Raw genomic sequence first — 311 nt, 5'->3', positions numbered from 1 at the left:
CGCATTCACGCTCTCAATCGCGTTGGTTGTGTAGATCACGCGCCGCACCTCGGGCGGGAAGGCGAAGAAGGGGATGACCTTGTCCCAGGCCCTGCGCCAGGCGTTGACGACGGTCGGGAATTTCTGGCCCCATGGCCCCTGGGCAAACGCATCCAGTTGGGCCTCGGCCGCCTCGGCGCTCACGGCCGTGTAGATCGGCTTGATGGCCGTGGCCAGGCTCTTGCGGTCCTTCCATGACGCAAAGTCCAGGCTACCCCGGATCAGATGCACGATGCAGGTCTGCAGCGTCGTGGCCGGGAACACTGCGCCCA

At 65.3% G+C, this 311-nt stretch carries 1 protein-coding gene; it reads right to left on the bottom strand.

The window, feature by feature from the left end:
* Positions 1-311 (bottom strand): transposase (locus ACYZGB_RS22920; RefSeq protein WP_462391289.1); only part of this gene is annotated, 311 nt, incomplete at both ends.

Source organism: Acidovorax sp. Q11 (assembly GCF_054950075.1).
This window is presented reverse-complemented; position numbering and strand designations above follow the sequence as displayed.